At 59.6% G+C, this 17,596-nt stretch carries 18 protein-coding genes; 2 read left to right on the top strand and 16 right to left on the bottom strand.

Annotated features, from left to right (window positions below):
• Positions 1–56: 56 nt before the first annotated feature.
• The 13 genes from EJA70_RS01835 to EJA70_RS01775 form a co-directional block, all read right to left on the bottom strand.
• Positions 57–848, bottom strand: a complete 792-nt coding sequence (locus EJA70_RS01835; protein WP_158829228.1) for a TatD family hydrolase — start codon at positions 846–848, stop codon at positions 57–59.
• Between the two features lie 15 nt (positions 849–863).
• Entirely contained in the window at positions 864–1,220 is a 357-nt protein-coding gene (locus tag EJA70_RS01830) for a PilZ domain-containing protein (RefSeq protein WP_158829226.1), read from the bottom strand.
• A gap of 42 nt (positions 1,221–1,262) precedes the next feature.
• The gene (locus EJA70_RS01825) at positions 1,263–2,246 is read right to left on the bottom strand and encodes a DNA polymerase III subunit delta' (protein WP_158829224.1); all 984 of its coding nucleotides are present in this window, start codon (positions 2,244–2,246) and stop codon (positions 1,263–1,265) included.
• Entirely contained in the window at positions 2,239–2,871 is a 633-nt protein-coding gene (gene tmk / locus EJA70_RS01820; protein ID WP_008086263.1) for a dTMP kinase, read from the bottom strand. The genes EJA70_RS01825 and tmk overlap by 8 nt, the downstream gene beginning before the upstream one ends.
• Before the next feature lie 19 nt (positions 2,872–2,890).
• Positions 2,891–4,072, bottom strand: a complete 1,182-nt coding sequence (gene mltG / locus EJA70_RS01815) for an endolytic transglycosylase MltG (RefSeq protein WP_008086264.1) — start codon at positions 4,070–4,072, stop codon at positions 2,891–2,893.
• A gap of 3 nt (positions 4,073–4,075) precedes the next feature.
• On the bottom strand, positions 4,076–4,891 hold the full coding sequence (gene pabC, locus EJA70_RS01810) for an aminodeoxychorismate lyase (protein WP_158829222.1): 816 nt from the start codon (positions 4,889–4,891) through the stop codon (positions 4,076–4,078).
• Complete coding sequence (gene fabF / locus EJA70_RS01805) at positions 4,891–6,135, bottom strand: beta-ketoacyl-ACP synthase II (protein WP_008086266.1); 1,245 nt, start codon at positions 6,133–6,135, stop codon at positions 4,891–4,893. Before fabF ends, pabC begins: the two co-directional genes overlap by 1 nt.
• Positions 6,136–6,246: 111 nt before the next feature.
• On the bottom strand, positions 6,247–6,483 hold the full coding sequence (acpP, locus tag EJA70_RS01800) for an acyl carrier protein (RefSeq protein WP_003175607.1): 237 nt from the start codon (positions 6,481–6,483) through the stop codon (positions 6,247–6,249).
• Positions 6,484–6,679: 196 nt separating this feature from the next.
• Positions 6,680–7,423, bottom strand: coding sequence for a 3-oxoacyl-ACP reductase FabG (fabG, locus tag EJA70_RS01795; protein WP_008086267.1), 744 nt, complete (start codon positions 7,421–7,423; stop codon positions 6,680–6,682).
• A gap of 16 nt (positions 7,424–7,439) precedes the next feature.
• A complete protein-coding gene (gene fabD / locus EJA70_RS01790; RefSeq protein WP_034155355.1) occupies positions 7,440–8,378 on the bottom strand; it encodes an ACP S-malonyltransferase in 939 nt (312 codons plus the stop codon).
• A 123-nt stretch (positions 8,379–8,501) separates the two neighbouring features.
• Positions 8,502–9,512: a phosphate acyltransferase PlsX gene (gene plsX / locus EJA70_RS01785; RefSeq protein ID WP_158829220.1), complete on the bottom strand. Its 1,011-nt coding sequence runs from the start codon at positions 9,510–9,512 to the stop codon at positions 8,502–8,504.
• A 4-nt stretch (positions 9,513–9,516) separates the two neighbouring features.
• Complete coding sequence (gene rpmF / locus EJA70_RS01780; protein ID WP_003179396.1) at positions 9,517–9,699, bottom strand: 50S ribosomal protein L32; 183 nt, start codon at positions 9,697–9,699, stop codon at positions 9,517–9,519.
• Between the two features lie 13 nt (positions 9,700–9,712).
• Positions 9,713–10,240 carry a YceD family protein gene (locus EJA70_RS01775; protein WP_008086273.1) on the bottom strand — a complete coding sequence of 176 codons (528 nt, stop codon included), beginning with the start codon at positions 10,238–10,240 and terminating at the stop codon, positions 9,713–9,715.
• Positions 10,241–10,345: 105 nt separating this feature from the next.
• On the opposite strand from EJA70_RS01775, the gene EJA70_RS01770 reads away from it, so the two are divergent.
• Positions 10,346–10,924, top strand: a complete 579-nt coding sequence (locus EJA70_RS01770; protein ID WP_158829218.1) for a nucleoside triphosphate pyrophosphatase — start codon at positions 10,346–10,348, stop codon at positions 10,922–10,924.
• A gap of 95 nt (positions 10,925–11,019) precedes the next feature.
• Here the strand turns inward: EJA70_RS01770 and sppA are convergent, their stop codons facing one another.
• The 3 genes from sppA to rluC are packed head-to-tail and all read right to left on the bottom strand — an operon-like array spanning position 11,020 to position 13,642.
• Positions 11,020–12,009, bottom strand: coding sequence for a signal peptide peptidase SppA (sppA, locus tag EJA70_RS01765; protein ID WP_158829216.1), 990 nt, complete (start codon positions 12,007–12,009; stop codon positions 11,020–11,022).
• A gap of 24 nt (positions 12,010–12,033) precedes the next feature.
• A complete protein-coding gene (locus EJA70_RS01760) occupies positions 12,034–12,696 on the bottom strand; it encodes an HAD-IA family hydrolase (RefSeq protein WP_158829214.1) in 663 nt (220 codons plus the stop codon).
• Positions 12,683–13,642, bottom strand: coding sequence for a 23S rRNA pseudouridine(955/2504/2580) synthase RluC (gene rluC, locus EJA70_RS01755; protein ID WP_158829212.1), 960 nt, complete (start codon positions 13,640–13,642; stop codon positions 12,683–12,685). The genes EJA70_RS01760 and rluC overlap by 14 nt, the downstream gene beginning before the upstream one ends.
• 699 nt (positions 13,643–14,341) lie before the next feature.
• On the opposite strand from rluC, the gene rne reads away from it, so the two are divergent.
• Entirely contained in the window at positions 14,342–17,581 is a 3,240-nt protein-coding gene (gene rne / locus EJA70_RS01750) for a ribonuclease E (protein ID WP_158829210.1), read from the top strand.
• Positions 17,582–17,596 lie beyond the last annotated feature (15 nt).

The following is a 17,596-nucleotide window of genomic DNA, read 5'->3' as shown; positions in this document are numbered from 1 at the left end:
TGCGATCTTTTGATCTGGCTTTTTTAAGATCAAAAGATCGCAGCCTGCGGCAGCTCCTACAGGGCAGATTTGACGGAGGCCAGCGGGAACAGGCGCTTGAAGTTCTCGGTGGTCTGTTCGGCAAAGCACTCGTAATTCTCACCGCGCAACATCGCGAGGAATTCCGCCACTTCACGCACATACTGCGGCAGGTTTGGCTTGCCGCGATACGGGATCGGCGCCAGATACGGCGAATCGGTTTCCACCAGCAGTCGATCGGCCGGGACCTTGCTTGCGACATCGCGCAGCGCATCGGCATTGCGAAAGGTGACAATCCCCGACAGGGAGATGTAATAACCCATGTCCAAAGCAGCTTTGGCCATGTCCCAGTCTTCGGTGAAGCAATGCAGCACACCGGCCTGCGGCAACGCCGCTTCGCGCAGCAGTTCGAGGGTGTCGGCGCGCGCGCCACGGGTATGGATAATCACCGGTTTGCCAGTCTGCTGCGCCGCTTGCAGGTGCAGACGAAACGACTCTTGCTGCAGTTCAGCGGCTTCCGGCTCGTAGTGATAGTCCAGACCGGTTTCACCGATCGCCACTACTTTCGGGTGGTTGAGTTCGTGCAGCAACCAGTCCAGCGCCGGCGCCGCGCCCGGTTGTACATCCAGCGGGTGCACGCCAACCGAGCAATCAACGTCGTCGTAACGTTCAGCGAGGGCTTTGACGTCGGCGGCGTTGTCGGCACTGACGCCGATGCACAGAAAGTGCCCTACCCCGCGCTGCCGGGCTGCATCGAGTGCGGCATCCAGCGAGCCATCATGGGCGGCGAGGTCGAGGCGATCGAGGTGACAATGGGAATCTACGAGCATAAAAAGGACGGCTACTTACATCGTATGAGTGGGACGGTCGGACTTCAGGGCTCCGGCCAGATGGGTTTCGATGCGACTGCGCGCGGTGTTGTCGCCATCATTGAACTGCACGCCGACACCGGCGGCGCGATTGCCTTGCGCCCCTTTGGGCGTGATCCAGCTGACCTTGCCGGCCACCGGAATCTTCTCGGCTTCGTCCATCAGGTTGAGCAGCATGAACACCTCGTCGCCCAACTTGTAGCTCTTGTTGGTCGGGATGAACAAGCCACCGTTCTTGATGAATGGCATGTAGGCGGCGTAAAGCACCGATTTGTCCTTGATCGTCAGGGACAAAATGCCGTTGCGCGGCCCCGGGCTGACGGGTTCATTCATGTTGACCTCCACTGCTGATGTTCAGAGTCTAGGTACACATTGTTATCTTTGGCCAGGCAATCCCGCCCATTGCACCAACAACGCTTCCAGCAACAGCGCCGGATTGAGGTTGGCCTTGCTCATGACTTTCTGCCGCTGCGCGAGGATCCAGTCCTGAATCTCGAGGACTTTGCCCTGCGCACTTTTCTGCGCCAGGTACTGCACGACTTTACGCATATCGGTCAGGCCGAGGCCTGCTTCATCCTGCGTCAATTGATAACGCAGAATCAGGCTCGACCAGTCGCAGAACCAGTCGAACAGGCGCAGCATCGGAATGCTTTTCCATTCTTCAGCCAGTTGCGTCGGCGATTGCTGCTGCTTGAGCAACTTCTTCACGCCTTCGACCACTTGCGCGCGCTGTTCACGCACGCCCTGGGATTGCAGACTGATTGCCATCAACGGCGAACCGGCCGCCAGCGTCAGCAGTTCGACACGTTCTTCTTCAGAGCAATCCGGCAACGCCTGAGCCAGCCATTGCAAGCTCATCGCTTCGCCCGGCAGCGGACAAGCCTGCTGCACGCAACGGCTTTTGATCGTCGGCAGCAAACGGCTGGTCTGATGGCTGACCAACAGCAACACAGTATCGCCGGACGGTTCTTCAAGGCTTTTCAGCAAGGCGTTGGCGGCGTTGATGTTCATCGCCTCGACCGGCTCGATCAACACCACTTTGCGCCCGCCCAGTTGCGCGGTCTGCACCACGAAACTGACCAGATCACGCACTTGGTCGACCTTGATGGCTTTGTCGGCTTCTTCCGGTTCGAGGATGTAATTATCGGGATGACTACCGGCCCTGAGCAGCAGGCAGGATTTGCACTCGCCGCACGCTTCTGGCGTCGGACGCTGACACAGCAGGCTCGCCATCAAGCGCTCGGCCAGCGCGCGCTTGCCGATCCCGGCGGGGCCATGCAGCAGATAGGCGTGCGCGTGCTGCTTGCGGCCGGCCAGTTGCTGCCAGAGGCTGTCCTGCCATGGATAGGCCTCAGCCACGGGCCAGCTCCAGCAAGTTCGGCAGCAAGGTATCCAGCGATTGTTGAACTTTGGCTAACGGCTGACCGGCATCGATGCGCACATAGCGCGCAGGGTCGGCTTCAGCGCGCTTGAGAAACGCATTGCGCACCGCCTCGAAAAACGCCCGGCCTTCCAGCTCGAAACGATCCAGACGGCCACGAGCGCTGGCGCGGGCCAGGCCAATTTCCACCGGCAGATCGAAAATCAGCGTCAGGTCAGGTCGCAGATCGCCCTGGACAAAAGTTTCCAGCGTGGCGATACGCTCCAGCGACAAACCGCGACCGCCGCCCTGATAGGCATACGTCGAATCGGTGAAGCGATCACACAACACCACCGCGCCACGGGCCAGTGCCGGGCGGATCACTTCGGCCAGGTGCTGAGCGCGCGCGGCAAACACCAACAGCAGCTCGGCGTCCGGGGTCATGACTTCGTCGGCCGGTGCCAGCAACACTTCGCGAATCCGCTCGGCCAGTGGCGTACCGCCGGGCTCACGGGTCAGCACCACCTCAATACCGGCGGCGCGCAGGCGCTCGGCGAGGTATTCGCGGTTGGTGCTTTTGCCGGCACCTTCCGGGCCTTCCAGGGTAATAAACAAGCCAGTCACAGGCAGTCCTTAATCAAAGTCATTGCGCGTTTTGTGGAGCAGCGGCTTCCGGGGCCGGGGTCGGCGCAGGTTCCTCGGCGGGAACTTGCGGCAACGCCTCCGGCGCCGTATCGGGTGAAGCCGCAGGAATCGTTTCCTCGGCAGGCGCAGCAGCTTCAGGCGTCGCCGTCGGGGCCGGGCTCGAACGATAATCTGCGCGGCGCTTGAGCTGGAATTCACGCACCGCACTGTTGTGCGCATCAAGATCGTCGGAGAACACATGGCTGCCGTCGCCGCGTGCGACAAAGTACAGGCTGGAGCCTTCCACGGGGTTCAGCGCCGCGTGAATCGCTTCACGCCCGACCATCGCAATCGGCGTCGGCGGCAAGCCGGGAATCACGTAAGTGTTATACGCCGTCGGCTCTTTCAAATGCGCGCGTGTGAGTTTGCCGGTATAGCGATCGCCGAGGCCATAAATGACCGTCGGATCGGTCTGCAATTGCATCCCCAACGCCATCCGGCGCACGAACACACCCGCGATCTGCCCGCGTTCCTGCGGCACGCCGGTTTCTTTCTCGACCAGCGAGGCCATGATCAACGCTTGATACGGCTCGCTGTACGGCGCATCGGCCGAACGTTTTTCCCATTCATTGGCCAACACTTCGTCGAGACGCTCGAAGGCTTTCTTCAGCAACTCGGCGTCGGACATGCCGCGCACGAAGCGGTAAGTGTCAGGGAAAAAGCGGCCTTCCGGGAACAGACCTTTATGACCGATCTTCGCCATGACGTCGCTGTCACTCAAACCATTGAGGGTCTGGGTGAGTTTTTCGTCTTTGGCCAATGCCGCGCGCACTTGATGGAAATTCCAGCCTTCGACCAGCGTCAGGCTGTATTGCACCACGTCGCCACGCTTCCACAAGTCGATCAGGCCGTTGACGGTCATGCCCGGCTGCATGCGGTATTCACCGCTGTGGATCGGCGTACCAGCGAGATTGAAGCGCCAATAGACCCGCAACCAGAACGCGTCTTTGATGACGCCATCGGTTTCGAGTGAAAGGAAAGTACGGGTCGGTGTCGAGCCTTTCGGCACATCCAGCAGTTCTTCCTGCGTGATGTTCAGGGGCTGTTCCAGCGCGGAGTGAATCTTCCAGGCGCTAGCGCCCAACAGCAGCCCTGCCAGAACCAGTCCGGTTTCCAGCAGCAGCAAAAGTTTACGTCTCACGAATCAGGCATCCAGTAGGGCGCGGGCAATGGTTTGCAGTTTACGGGTGAGCGGGCCAACCGGCCAGCTCAGTGCAGCGTAGGCGCGTACCGGCCAGACGCCATAAACGCTGTTGCAGAGAAACACTTCGTCAGCCCATTGCAGCTGTTCGAGGCTGATGTCGGCGATTTGCGTGGGGATGGCCAAGGACTCGGCCTGAAACAATATTTCGGCGCGCATCACACCGGCGACGCCGCAGCGCTTCAGATCCGGGGTGATCAATACACCGTCGCGCAGCAGAAACACATTGCTGAACACCCCTTCGATCACTCGACCGGCCTGATCGAGCATCAAGCCTTCGGCGTGCTCGCTGTCCTGCCATTCGGCACGGGCGAGAACCTGTTCAAGGCGATTGAGGTGTTTGAGCCCGGCGAGCAACGGCTGCGTAGCCAGACGCGTGCTGCACGGGAAGAGGCGCACGCCGTGCTCGGCATGAGCAGCAGGATAAACAGCAGGAGGATTGCCTTGCAGGATGCGTCGGCCCGGCGCCGCCGGATCGGGCGCATAACCGCGCAAACCGTCACCACGACTGAGGATGAGCTTGAGCACGCCCTCGCCCATCGCTGCTGCGTAGCTCAGCAGCTCGTGGCGAATCAGCTCGATATCGGCCGCGATGGCCAGACGCGAACAGCCATCGGCCAATCGCGTCAGGTGCCGATCCAGCAGGATCGGCTGGCCGCGATGCACAGCGATGGTCTCGAACAGACCATCGCCGTAAGCCAGGCCGCGATCTTTCAGCGACAGACTGTCAGCCGGTTGACCGTCGACCCAGCTGTCCATCAGCCCGCGAACCGACGGAACGCCAAGGTGCCGTTGGTGCCGCCAAAACCGAAGGAGTTGGACAGTACGACATCGATGTCCATGTTGCGCGCGGTGTGCGGCACGAAATCGAGATCGCAGCCTTCATCCGGCTCTTCAAGGTTGATGGTCGGCGGTGCCACCTGGCTGTTGATCGCCAGCACGCTGAAAATCGCTTCGACCGCGCCCGCTGCACCCAACAGGTGACCGGTCATCGACTTGGTCGAGCTGACCGCCAGTTTGTAGGCGTGCTCACCGAACACCGACTTGAGCGCATTGGCTTCGGCGAGGTCGCCGGCCGGGGTCGAGGTGCCGTGGGCGTTGATGTACTGCACTTGATCGACGTTGATCTTGGCATCGCGCAATGCATTGGTGATGCAGCGTGCGGCACCGGCGCCGTCGGCAGGAGGCGAAGTCATGTGGAAAGCATCGCCGCTGGTGCCGAAGCCGATCAGCTCGGCGTAGATGGTCGCACCGCGAGCCTTGGCGTGCTCCAGTTCTTCGAGAACCAGTGCGCCGGCACCGTCGGACAGGACGAAACCGTCACGGCCCTTGTCCCACGGACGGCTGGCGCGGGTCGGCTCATCGTTGCGCGTCGACAGCGCACGGGACGCGCCGAAGCCGCCCATGCCCAGACCGCACGCGGCCATTTCGGCACCGCCGGCAATCATCACGTCGGCTTCGTCGTACATGATGTTGCGCGCCGCCATGCCAATGCAGTGCGTACCGGTGGTACACGCGGTGGCGATGGCGTAGTTAGGTCCCTGTGCACCCAGATGGATAGACAGGAAACCGGAAATCATATTGATGATCGAGCCAGGCACAAAGAACGGAGAAATCCGGCGCGGGCCAGTCTCGTGCAGGGTGCGGCTGGTTTCTTCGATGTTGGTCAGACCGCCAATGCCCGAACCCATGGCCACGCCAATGCGTTCACGGTTGGCGTCGGTAACTTCGAGCCCGGCATTGCGCACGGCTTGAAAGCCCGCAGCGAGACCGTACTGAATGAACAGGTCGAGCTTGCGCGCTTCCTTGACCGACAGGTATTCCTCGACATTGAAGCCTTTTACCGAGCCGCCAAAGCGGGTGGAATAGGCAGAAAGGTCGGTGTGTTCGATCAGACCAATGCCACTGCGGCCAGCCAGAATGCCCTGCCAACTGCTCGGCACATCCGTGCCCAGTGGCGACAACATACCCATACCGGTGACTACGACGCGTCTACGCGACACAGCACTCTCCTTTTTCAAATGACGACGACTTTGCATCAGGCCTAAAGAAAAAACCGCACGCCATGATGGCAGTGCGGTTTTTCCATGACAGCAAACAACGATTACAAACTATTACGCCTGGTGGCTAGTAACGTAGTCGATTGCAGCTTGTACAGTAGTGATCTTCTCAGCTTCTTCGTCAGGGATTTCGGTCTCGAATTCCTCTTCCAGAGCCATCACCAGCTCAACGGTGTCAAGGGAGTCGGCACCCAGGTCTTCAACGAAGGAAGCAGTGTTGACCACTTCTTCTTCTTTAACGCCCAGTTGCTCGGCAACGATTTTCTTGACGCGCTCTTCGATGGTGCTCATACCTTGTTTTCACTCCTAATGGACAAATTCAGGCAGCTGGCCAGTGGGTAAGTGTATAGAAAGACTTTTCAGCTTTTCAACTGAAAGCTTCACTCCTCAAACCCTGCGGCCCTCTGCCTATAAATAGATTGCAGCTTTATAACGGATTTTAGACAGCTCGTATGACATTTTTTTGAAGCAATCCGTCACATTTTACTTACATGTACATCCCACCGTTCACCGGGATTGTAGCCCCAGTGACGTATGCCGCACCGTCGGATGCAAGAAAAGCGACCACAGACGCGATCTCTTGAGCTTGTCCCAGACGACCCAGCGGAATCTGCGTCTGCAAGGCTTCACGCTGTGCTTCAGGCAGTTCGCGGGTCATATCGGTGTCGATGAACCCTGGGGTTACCGAGTTGACCGTAATCGAACGCGAACCGACTTCACGCGCCATTGCACGGCTGAAACCTTCCAGACCGGCCTTGGCGGCTGCATAGTTTACTTGGCCAGCGTTGCCCATGGCACCCACCACCGAGCCAATACTGATAATTCGACCCCAACGCGCCTTGGTCATGCCGCGCAGAACGCCCTTGGACAGGCGGAATAGACTGTTCAAGTTGGTATCGATCACGTCGTACCACTCATCGTCTTTCATGCGCATCATCAGGTTATCGCGGGTGATACCGGCATTATTGACCAGGATCGCCACTGGCGCACCGAACTGCTCCTGAATGCTCGCCAGCACCGCGCTGACGGACTCGTCGCTGGTGACGTTCAGCTCAAGGCCAGTGCCCTGAATACCGTTTTCCTTCAGGGTCGCAGCAATGCGCTCAGCACCCGACGCGGAGGTCGCGGTGCCAACAACGATGGCGCCTTGACGACCCAATTCCAGCGCGATGGCCTGGCCGATACCGCGGCTTGCACCGGTGACCAGTGCAACTTTACCTTGCAGACTCATGCAAGTTTCTCCTGATTCAGGCTTGCGCTGCACGAGCGGCAGCGAAAGCGTCTGGGGTATTGAGGTTGGAAGTCGCCACGCCTTCGGCGCAACGTTTGTTCAGACCGGCCAGCACTTTGCCCGGGCCGCATTCAACCAGATTGGTCGCGCCCTTGGCGGCCAGCGTCTGTACCGACTCGACCCAGCGCACTGGCTTGTAGAGTTGTTCGAGCAGATCACGCTTGAGGGTTTCCAGATCGGCCGGCACCTGCGCGCTGACGTTCTGTACCACCGGGATCTGCGGCGCCTGCCAGTCGATGGCGGCAATGGATTCGGCAAAGCGCTCGGCGGCCGGACGCATCAGTTCGCAGTGCGAAGGCACGCTCACCGGCAGCGGCATGGCACGCTTGGCGCCACGGGCCTTGCAACCTTCAATGGCGCGCTCGACGGCAGCCTTGGCGCCGGCGATGACGACCTGGCCCGGCGAGTTGAAGTTGACGGCGCTGACCACTTCACCTTGCGCAGCTTCGGCGCAGGCTGCCAGCACGTCAGCGTCTTCCAGACCGAGGATGGCGGCCATGCCACCCTGCCCGGCCGGAACCGCTTCCTGCATCAGTTGACCACGGCGCTCAACGAGCTTCACCGCGTCAGCCAGCGTCAGGCTGCCAGCGGCAACCAGCGCGCTGTATTCACCCAGGCTGTGACCGGCAACGAAGGCCGGACGCGCACCACCTTCCGCCAGCCACAGACGCCACAGGGCGATCGAAGCGGTCAGAATGGCCGGTTGGGTTTTATCGGTTTGATTGAGCAGCTCTTCCGGCCCCTGCTGGGTCAGTGCCCACAGGTCATAACCCAGAGCCTCAGAGGCTTCTTTGAATGTTTCGAGGATCAACGGATATTCCGCGCCCAGCTCGGCCAACATGCCGAGGGACTGCGAACCCTGTCCTGGAAAGACGAATGCGAGGGAAGCAGACATGTAACAAGCCCCTAATGATCTTGTCGTCGGAAAATGACGCCCCGCTTGGGGACGCAAGAAACTGACAGTTGGATGGCCCTTTGAACCGGGCGGTCACATTTAAGCATTGTCCGACGAAAACGCCTAAGACAACAAATCCTCCAGACGACCGTGGAGGCGCTCAGGCAAGTTCTCCTGAATCTCGATCAGCGCACGCTGAATCGCACTCTGAAAGCCCTCCACCCCGGCCGAACCGTGACTTTTCACGACGATACCCTGCAAGCCGAGAAAGCTTGCGCCGTTATGTCGCGCCGGCGCCAGATCCGCCTGCAAGCGCTTCATCAATGGCAGCGCCAAAGCACCGACTGCACGGGAAGCGAGATTCTTTTTGAACAGCGCCTCGATACGCGCCGCGATCATTGTCGCCAGGCCTTCGCTGGACTTGAGCAGGATGTTGCCGACAAAACCGTCGCACACCACAACATCGGCCTCACCACGATACAGGCCATCGCCTTCGATGAAGCCGATGTAGTAGATGCCACGAGCAGCCTGCAACAACGTCGCCGCGAGCTTGACCTGCTGATTGCCCTTGATGTCTTCAGTGCCGATGTTCAGCAGCGCCACACGCGGGCGATGGATACCCAGCGTCTGCGCTGCCACCGAGCCCATCACCGCAAACTGCAGCAGATGCTCGGCACTGCAATCGACATTGGCGCCCAGATCGAGCAACTGACAAAAACCCTTCTGCGTTGGAATCGCCGCCACCATCGCCGGGCGATCAATACCCGGCAGCGTCTTCAGCACAAATCGCGACAACGCCATCAGCGCACCGGTATTGCCGGCACTGACACACGCTTGCGCCTTGCCATCACGCACCAGCTCCAGGGCGACACGCATCGATGAGTCCGGCTTGCCACGCAAGGCCTGGGTCGGTTTTTCATCCATGGTGATGACTTCGCTGGCCGCAACAATCGTCAGGCGCGCGCGATCAGCAGCCGATTGGCCGTGGATCAGTTCTTCAAGAAGGGAGGGTTGACCGACGAGGGTCAGGTGTAGCGAGGGCGTAGCAGACAGGCAAGCGAGGCTGGCCTGAACAATGCTGCGGGGACCGAAGTCCCCGCCCATTGCGTCAATCGCGATGACTTGAGCGGACAAGTGATTACTCGTCAGCGCCCTTGTCGATCACTTTACGGCCACGGTATACGCCTTCTGGCGATACGTGGTGACGCAGGTGAACTTCACCAGTGGTTTTTTCTACAGACAGGGTGCTAGCCTCGAGAGCGTCGTGCGAACGGCGCATGTCACGGGCAGAGCGGGATTTTTTGTTCTGCTGAACAGCCATAATTGATTAACTCCTAAACGTTTGGGTCACGCTTTAACTGCGCCAATACACTGAACGGGTTGGACCGCGTTGACTCGTCCTCGCTCGGTTCGGGCTCATCGAGACCCGCCGGCTGCTGGCATTCTTCCGGATGATGAGCAGGCACAATGGGCAAGGCGAGCAGAAGCTCCTCCTCGATCAGTGACTGCAGATCCAATGGATCTTCGCCCAGTTCCAGCACGTCATAACCTTTCGGCAACGACTGGGTATTCGCACCCTCTTTCACCACAGCATAACTGCATTCGCTGTGGATCGGCAGGGTGACCAGCTCAAGACAACGCTGGCAAACCATTTTGACCTCGGTGTCGATAAAGCTGTGGATCACCACAGATTTACGTTCATCTCGTTCAAAAACGAATTTCGCCTGCACCGTACCGACATCGTCGGAAAGCGGGTCGCAGAGTCTCTTCAAATCGGCTAGCAGCAATTCACCTTGAAGGGTGGTGCCACGATCAGCCAATTTGCGCGGGTCAACGTGAGGTGGAATCGGGTCATTCAACATAGGCGCAGCATTATAGGGATGCACCCACCCATGTCAAAGGAAATTGTGCCCTGTCCGTCACTTGCGTGCCTCCGCTAGAATCTGCACCTGCCTCAGGAGACGCGAATGCTGCCTTTATTACTCGCTTCAAGCTCGACCTATCGTCGCGAATTGCTCGCCCGCCTGCACCTGCCGTTCGTCTGCAGCTCACCGGATATCGATGAAAGTCATCGTCCGGGCGAGTCAGCCATCGAACTGGTCAAACGCCTCGCCGAACAAAAAGCCCGGGCATTGGCCGACAGCCATCCCGCTCATCTGATTATCGGTTCCGACCAGGTTGCCGTACTCGGCGAACAGATCATCGGCAAGCCGCACACGTTCGAGAAAGCCCGCGAGCAATTGATGGCCGCCAGTGGCGCCAGCGTGACCTTCCTCACCGGCCTGGCGCTGCTGAATAGCCAGACCGGCGAATGCCAGGTCGACTGCGTGCCGTTTACCGTGCACATGCGTCAGCTCGATCAGGCGCGCGTTGAGCGCTACCTGCGCATCGAGCAGCCGTATGACTGCGCTGGCAGCTTCAAGGCCGAAGGGTTGGGGGTGAGTCTGTTTCAGTCCACTGAAGGGCCTGACGCTACCAGCCTGATCGGCCTGCCGCTGATTCGGCTGATCGACATGTTGCTGGTTGAGGGCGTGCAGATTCCTTAAAAGCAAAAGATCGCAGCCTTCGGCAGCTCCTACAGGGTTTTACATTCCCCTGTAGGAGCTGCCGCAGGCTGCGATCTTTTGATCTTTACAACGAATCAGCGCAACGAAGGCCCGTGAAAACCCATCCACATCGCCAACTGCTCAGCCACGCTGGCACCAAGCTTTTTCGAGAAGCGATCAAATGGCGATTCCTGAACGGTGAAATCCACCAACTCTTTCTCGCCAATCACATCCCGCGCAACCGAACTGGCATTGCCCAGCCCATCGATCAACCCCAGCGGCAGCGCCTGCTCGCCCGACCAGACCAAACCGGAGAACAGCTCCGGATGCTCTTTGTCTTTCAAGCGATCGCCACGACCCTGCTTGACGCTATTGATAAACTGCTTGTGCGTGGTATCCAGCACCGTTTGCCAGAACGCCGTCTCATCAGGCTTCTGCGGCTGGAACGGATCAAGGAACGACTTGTGCTCGCCCGACGTGTACGTGCGACGCTCTACGCCCAGCTTGTCCATGGTGCCGACAAAACCGTAACCGGCCGCCGTCACACCAATGGACCCTACCAGACTGGCCTTGTCGGCGTAGATCTGATCCGCCGCACTGGCGATGTAATAGGCACCGGAGGCACCCAGATCGGAAATCACGGCATACACCTTGATATCCGGATGCAGGCCTCGCAGACGCTTGATCTCGTCATACACATAACCGGACTGCACCGGACTGCCGCCCGGGCTATTGATGCGAAGGACAACGCCTTTGACCTTCTTGTCTTCGAACGCGGCACGCAGACTGCCGACAATGTTATCGGCGCTCGCAGGCTCCTTATCGGCGATCACCCCGGTGACATCGATCAACGCGGTGTAGTTATCACTGCGGGTCGCACTCTTTTCCATGTCCATCAGCGGCGTGAACAGGATCAACGCCACAAACAGATAAACAAACGTCAGCAGCTTGAAGAAAATCCCCCACCGCCGCGAACGGCGCTGCTCTTGCACGCCGGCCAGGAGAGTCTTCTCCAGCAGCTTCCAGCTTTTCTCGTCACCGCCGTCGGCATCTGCCTTGGCCGGTGCTTTCCATTCGTCGGTCATGCCATCCACCCCAGCAAAAACGTATTAAGCCCGCTGCCCCAGCCAGGCGTGCAATTCAGAAAAACGGTCGATCGACAGCCGCGGCTCAAACTGTTGCAGCGATTCGATCGATTGCGCGCCATAACTGACCGCCACCGAATCCATCCCCGCGTTACGCGCCATCAGCAGATCGAACGACGAATCGCCGACCATCAACGCCTGCTCGGCACGCACACCGCAATGAGCGAGGATCTGCTCCAGCATCAGAGGGTGCGGCTTGCTCGCAGTTTCATCGGCAGCGCGGGTGATATCGAAATAATCTTCCCAGCCATTGGCCTTGAGCACTCGATCCAGGCCACGGCGATTCTTGCCGGTAGCGACAGCCAAGTGATAACCCTGCTCACGAAAGGACGTCATCGACTCGACTACACCTTCGAACAACGGCGAAGGCACCGCTTCGGCAGCGATGTAGTGATCGGCGTAATACTCGCGAAACAAGGTCATTTCAGCGTCGCTGATCTCGGGATACAAGGTGCGGATCGCCTCAGGCAGGCCCAGGCCGATGATGCCTTTGACGGCGAAATCATCGCGCAACTCGAAACCGGAGCGACCGGACGCCGAGTGCATCGCCTCGACAATCCGATGGATGGAATCAGCCAGCGTGCCGTCCCAATCGAAAATCAGCAGCTTGTAATCAGATGGGCGCACTCAATCGCTCCACGGTCTTGGCCCACATTTCGTCGACCGGTGCTTGCAGGGTCAGCTTGCCACCGTCCGGCAGCGGCACGGTCAGCATGTAGGCGTGCAGGAACAGACGCTTGCCGCCCAGATCGCGGATTTCCTTGGTGAAGTCTTCATCGCCATATTTGCTGTCGCCAGCAATGCAATGACCGGCATGCAAAGTGTGCACGCGAATCTGATGGGTACGACCGGTAACCGGTTTGGCTTCAACCATGGTGGCGAAATCACCGAAGCGGCGCAGCACCTTGAACATCGTCAGGGCTTCTTTGCCTTCTTCGTTGACTTCAACCATGCGCTCGCCGGAACGCAGATTGCTCTTGAGCAATGGCGCGCTGACTTTCTTGATCGAGGTCGCCCAGTTGCCGCGAACCAGCGCCATGTAGCGTTTGTCGACGCCATCGCCGCGCAATTGCTCGTGCAGGTGACGCAACATGCTGCGCTTTTTGGCGATCATCAGCAGGCCGGAGGTGTCACGGTCGAGACGGTGAACCAGCTCCAGCTCCTTGGTATCAGGACGCAACTGACGAAAGGCTTCGATCACCCCGAAATTCAAGCCACTGCCGCCGTGAACCGCAATGCCGGCGGGCTTGTTGATCACGATCAGGGCTTTGTCTTCGAAGACAATCGAGGCTTCCAGGCGCTGCAACAAGCCTTGGGCCAGTGGCACCGGTTCTTCGCGCTCAGGCACGCGAACGGGCGGCACGCGCACGATATCGCCGGCCTGCAGCTTGTATTCGGGCTTGATCCGACCTTTGTTCACGCGTACTTCGCCTTTGCGCAAAATGCGGTAAATCAAGGTCTTGGGCACGCCTTTGAGCCGGGCGAGGAGGAAATTGTCGATTCGTTGGCCGGCATACTCCGGCGAGACTTCAAGCAATTGAACGCTTGGAGTCGAAGGGGCAGTAGTTGTCATGCCGCGGATGATAACAATTTTTATGGAATTGAAGCACTTAATCATTGCTGCTATAGTCGCGAACGCCGCCAAAAGCGGCCTGGACAGCGGCACCACGGTCAAAAACCGGCCCTGACCAACGCAATTCACCAGGACGCGAGGCCGTCCTACGGGGCTTTCGCTACGTAACGGTGGAGTTTGCAGTTGTAACAAGCGCAGGTGACATGAGGCCTGAATTACACCGTCGAGCAGAGTTTTTACTCGCCTGACAGGCAGATATTCACGGCCAGTTCACAAAGTGCAGTCAGCCGCAGATGACCCCGAGCGAAGGTTTCGGAAACACCGCCTGAATTAGCCATGATGCGTGACCTCCCCTTTCGGAGCTCACGGTAAATGCCAACCCGCTGCGGATTCTGCGCGCGGCAGCACCCGAATTATCAGGGATACGTGTAGGGTGGAGATGCACAACCGCTGGACTGTGTAGCAATAGGCTTTATCAAGACGCTTCATCTCGTCCACAGCCACTGGTTGATTCCTCCTCCTGACTGAGTGCTTAAGTAGCCACAGCAAGCAGGACGCGTACGTCGCTATATCGGCCCAATTGGCCGCATATCGCTGGACACGGGAATGGCCAACCACTCCCGACGCACCTGACACCGACCGTGAGAAGTCGTGTGTGCCGAACGCCGTTTCCGGCAGCCCGGAAACCGACGGTACTACATGAAAAGAATGCTGATTAACGCAACTCAACCCGAAGAGTTGCGTGTTGCACTGGTAGATGGCCAACGCCTCTACGACCTGGACATCGAATCCGGTGCACGCGAGCAGAAGAAGGCCAACATCTATAAAGGCCGTATCACTCGCATCGAACCAAGCCTTGAGGCTGCCTTTGTCGATTTTGGCTCTGAGCGCCATGGCTTCCTGCCCCTCAAAGAAATCTCCCGCGAATACTTCAAGAAAGCCCCTGAAGGCCGCGTCAACATCAAGGACGTCCTGAGCGAAGGCCAGGAAGTCATCGTTCAGGTCGAAAAAGAAGAACGTGGCAACAAGGGCGCCGCCCTGACCACCTTCATCAGCCTGGCCGGTCGTTACCTCGTGCTGATGCCGAACAACCCGCGTGCCGGCGGTATCTCCCGTCGCATCGAAGGCGAAGAGCGCAACGAACTGCGTGAAGCGCTGAACGGTCTGGTTGCACCGGCCGACATGGGTCTGATCGTGCGCACTGCCGGCCTTGGCCGCAGCAGCGAAGAAATGCAGTGGGATCTCGATTACCTGCTGCAACTGTGGACGGCTATTAAAGAGGCCTCGCTGGATCGCTCCGCGCCATTCCTGATCTACCAGGAAAGCAACGTGATCATCCGCGCCATCCGCGATTACCTGCGCCAGGACATCGGCGAAGTGCTGATCGACAGCGTTGAAGCCCAGGACGAAGCTCTGACCTTCATCCGCCAGGTAATGCCGCAGTACGCCAGCAAGATCAAGCTGTACGAAGACAGCGTGCCGCTGTTCAACCGTTTCCAGATCGAAAGCCAGATCGAGACCGCTTTCCAGCGCGTCGTTGAACTACCTTCCGGCGGCTCCATCGTCATCGATCCGACCGAAGCCCTGGTGTCCATCGACATCAACTCGGCGCGCGCCACCAAAGGCAGCGATATCGAAGAAACCGCCCTGCAGACCAACCTTGAAGCGGCTGAAGAAATCGCCCGTCAGTTGCGCCTGCGCGACATCGGCGGCCTGATCGTCATCGACTTCATCGACATGACCCCTGCCAAGAACCAGCGCGCCGTGGAAGAGAAAGTCCGCGAATGCCTGGAAGCCGACCGTGCTCGCGTACAGATCGGCCGCATCTCGCGCTTCGGCCTGCTGGAAATGTCGCGTCAGCGCCTGCGTCCATCGCTGGGCGAAAGCAGCGGCATCGTCTGCCCGCGTTGCAACGGCACCGGCATCATCCGTGACGTTGAATCGCTGTCGCTGGCGATCCTGCGCCTGATCGAAGAAGAAGCCCTGAAAGACCGCACTGCCGAAGTTCGTGCACAAGTGCCGATCCCGGTGGCTGCGTTCCTGCTCAACGAAAAACGCAACTCGATCACCAAGATCGAACTGCGCACCCGTGCTCGCATCGTCATTCTGCCGAACGATCACCTCGAAACGCCGCACTTCGAAGTTCAGCGCCTGCGTGACGACAGCCCGGAAGCCGCGACCAACCAGTCCAGCTACGAAATCGCTGCCGCCGCCGCTGAAGTTGAAGAAGTTCAGCCAGCCGCCGCGACCCGCACCCTGGTTCGCCAGGAAGCTGCAGTCAAGACTGCACCGGCGCGTGCCAACGCTCCGGTTCCGACCGAAGTGGCTGCACCTGCTGCCGCCGCCGCACCGACTCCGGTTGCCGTGCCAGAACCAAGCCTGTTCAAAGGTCTGGTGAAATCGCTGGTCAGCCTGTTCGCCACCAAAGAAGAGCCAGTTGCCCCGGCCGTGGTTGAAAAACCGGCTGCCGAGCGTCCGGCCCGTAACGAAGAGCGTCGCAACGGTCGTCAGCAGAGCCGCAACCGTAACGGTCGCCGCGATGAAGAACGCAAACCGCGCGAAGAACGTGCTCCGCGTGAAGAACGTGCCCCACGCGAGCCGCGTGAAGAACGCGCTCCACGCGAAGCCCGCGAAGTGCGTGAACCGCGCGAAGCCCGTACCGAAGCAGCCCCGGCCGCTCGTGAAGAACGCGCGCCACGTGCGCCGCGTGAAGAACGTGCACCGCGCGCCCCGCGTGAAGATCGCAAGCCACGTGGCGAGCGTGAAGAACGTGTACGTGAACTGCGCGAGCCACTCGACGCCGCCCCTGCCGTGACCACCGAGGTGGCTACTGAAGAGCGTCCGGTTCGTCAGCCACGCGAAGAGCGCGCACCGCGTCCGCCGCGTGAAGAGCGTCAACCGCGCGCCGAACAGGCCGCTGCTGCCGTCGCTGAAGAAGAAGTGAACACCAACGAAGAGCAACTGCCGGAAGACGGTTCGGAGAACGCCGAAGGCGATCGTCCACGTCGTCGTTCGCGCGGTCAGCGTCGTCGCAGCAACCGTCGTGAGCGCCAACGTGATGCCAACGGCAACGTGATCGAGGGTTCGGAAGAGTCCGAAGCCGGCGAACACGCTGAAGCGCCAAGCACTGCCGATCTGGCCGCTGGCCTGGCTGTTACCACAGCCGTTGCCAGCACCGTGATCAGCGCTCCAGCCGAAGCTCAGGCCTTTGAGCAAGCCGAACGCGCCACCGCTGCTGTTCAGGAAACCGCTCCAGTGGAAGCGCCGGTTGTTGAAGCGACCACTCCGGTAGAAGTTGTTGCCGCTCCAGAAGTGGAAGTGGCTCCGGTTCAGGAAACCCTGCCTCAGGTAGAACCAGCGCCAGTTGTGGAAGCCGAGCCGGCGGTTGAAACCGTCGCTGAAACCGTGACCGAAACCGTGCGTGAAGTTCGCGAAGAGCAGACTGCCTTCAACTGGGTAGCCGAGCCGGTTGTCGCTGAAACGCCAGCGCCAGTGGTTGAAGCACCGATTGTTGAAGCGCCAGTGTTCGAAGCACCGGTTGTTGAAGCACCAGTGTTCGAAGCGCCTGCGCAAGCGCCTGTTGTCGAAGAGACCCAGGCTGCCGAGCCAGTGGTTGTCGCCGAGCCAGTTCCAGTCGTCGAAGCGCCTGTAGTTGCCGAAGCGCCTGCTCCGGTTGCTGAAGTTGCTCCGGCCAGCGCCCTGGCAGCAAACGGCCGCGCACCGAACGACCCACGTGAAGTGCGTCGCCGCAAGCGTGAAGAAGAGCGTCTGCAGAAGGAAGCCGAACAGGCTGCCGCTGCTGCTCCGGTTGCTGAAGTGGTCACAGAACAAGCGGCTGTTGAAGCCGTGATTGCTGAAGCACCACGCTCCGTTCAGGACGCGGTCGAGCACCACGAAGAGGCCCAGGAAAAAGAACACGAGCCTAAACCACTCGTCTGATTCCAAAAGCCGTTA

This window comes from Pseudomonas sp. PB103 (assembly GCF_009764635.1).
Taxonomy (GTDB): Bacteria; Pseudomonadota; Gammaproteobacteria; order Pseudomonadales; family Pseudomonadaceae; genus Aquipseudomonas.
This window is presented reverse-complemented; position numbering and strand designations above follow the sequence as displayed.

Bases quoted from the DNA above. Each gene is read 5' to 3' on its own strand.
- EJA70_RS01770 (WP_158829218.1), top strand. From the start codon at position 10,346: ATGCTGCCTTTATTACTCGCTTCAAGCTCGACCTATCGTCGCGAATTG.
- fabG (WP_008086267.1), bottom strand. From the start codon at position 7,423: ATGAGTCTGCAAGGTAAAGTTGCACTGGTCACCGGTGCAAGCCGCGGT.
- EJA70_RS01835 (WP_158829228.1), bottom strand. From the start codon at position 848: ATGCTCGTAGATTCCCATTGTCACCTCGATCGCCTCGACCTCGCCGCC.
- rluC (WP_158829212.1), bottom strand. From the start codon at position 13,642: ATGACAACTACTGCCCCTTCGACTCCAAGCGTTCAATTGCTTGAAGTC.
- sppA (WP_158829216.1), bottom strand. From the start codon at position 12,009: ATGACCGACGAATGGAAAGCACCGGCCAAGGCAGATGCCGACGGCGGT.
- rpmF (WP_003179396.1), bottom strand. From the start codon at position 9,699: ATGGCTGTTCAGCAGAACAAAAAATCCCGCTCTGCCCGTGACATGCGC.
- rne (WP_158829210.1), top strand. From the start codon at position 14,342: ATGAAAAGAATGCTGATTAACGCAACTCAACCCGAAGAGTTGCGTGTT.
- acpP (WP_003175607.1), bottom strand. From the start codon at position 6,483: ATGAGCACCATCGAAGAGCGCGTCAAGAAAATCGTTGCCGAGCAACTG.
- fabD (WP_034155355.1), bottom strand. From the start codon at position 8,378: ATGTCTGCTTCCCTCGCATTCGTCTTTCCAGGACAGGGTTCGCAGTCC.
- pabC (WP_158829222.1), bottom strand. From the start codon at position 4,891: ATGGACAGCTGGGTCGACGGTCAACCGGCTGACAGTCTGTCGCTGAAA.
- EJA70_RS01775 (WP_008086273.1), bottom strand. From the start codon at position 10,240: ATGTTGAATGACCCGATTCCACCTCACGTTGACCCGCGCAAATTGGCT.
- EJA70_RS01830 (WP_158829226.1), bottom strand. From the start codon at position 1,220: ATGAATGAACCCGTCAGCCCGGGGCCGCGCAACGGCATTTTGTCCCTG.